We start from the raw sequence: 1,132 nt of genomic DNA on the forward strand, positions 1-1,132 counted from the left end.
TCGACGCACTGCTTGTCTTGACTGAATCGAACATGAATTGGCTCACCGGTTACGAAGGTTATTCCGACTACGTTCCGCAACTCGCTCTTGTGTGCCAAGATGAAGAGGATCCGTGGCTCATACTTCGTGAAATGGACACTTTGTGTTGCCCTATCAGCTCATACCTCCCAGACTCACGCGTCCTAAGCTATCCAGAGAAATTTATCACTTCAGGCCAGCTCACGCCTTGGGAGCCTATTGGTGCTCTTGTTCGTGAGAGGGTCAAATCGAAGCGCATTGGGGTCGAGCTGTCAGGCAAGATGCTTGGACTCAAGGGAAATGCTGTATTAAGCAAGAGTTTGGGCGTCACGGAGTTAGTCGATGCCGATGGGATGGTTGCCGCGTTGAAGGTGATAAAATCACCTGCTGAGCTGACCTACATGAAACAGGCAGCAAAGATCGTGGATAGGGCTATGCAGGTCGGCAGGCTTGCAATCTCTGTCGGCGCGCGTGAATGCGACGTAGCCGCTGCGGTAAGTCATGCACTGTACACGGGCACTCCGGAATTTCCGGGCTGGACCTCCCGTAGTCCTATCTCCATGAACGTAGGATCTCCTGCGAACGCAGTCCATCTCACGTGGACTGATGGGGTGTACAAATCGGGCTGCCAGACGAATTTTGAGCTAGGCGCCTTCCGTCACCGGTATGCGTGCGCATTGGCGCGAACGGTATTTCTAGGAGAACCATCGGCTAGATCGCGACACGTCCATCATGCGTGCGTGGACGGGTTCCTCGCTGCGTTTGAAGCAATACGCCCTGGCGTTAAGTGCAGCGATGTGGAACGAGCTTTTCGACGCGAATTTGCACCTCGCGGCGTACGAAAAGAATCTAGAATTGGATACTCAATAGGGATCGATTGGGTGGAAGGCGGACCGAACTTTCAGGAGGGAGACGAATCCGTACTCCAGGCCAATATGACCTTCCATCTCCTCATTGGTATTTTTGAAAAGACGGATGGATATATCTTCAGTGAGACCGTTCGCGTGACGGAAAATGGCGCGGAGTCGCTGAGCAACATGTCGCGCGATCTGCTCGTAAACAGCTGAATTTCTTAAGCAGGGTGCCGGCGCAGCGTCACACGATGCGCCGGCAT

The 1,132-nt window shown here is 53.4% G+C and carries 1 protein-coding gene; it reads left to right on the forward strand.

Annotated features, from left to right (window positions below):
* On the forward strand, nucleotides 1-1,085 hold a 1,085-nt coding region (locus NKI18_RS33295), incomplete at its 5' end, for a M24 family metallopeptidase (RefSeq protein ID WP_353022079.1).
* Between the last annotated feature and the right edge of the window lie 47 nt (nucleotides 1,086-1,132).

The sequence above is a fragment of the Mesorhizobium sp. M0800 genome (genome assembly GCF_040320095.1).
In the GTDB taxonomy this organism is placed as follows: Bacteria; Pseudomonadota; Alphaproteobacteria; order Rhizobiales; family Rhizobiaceae; genus Mesorhizobium.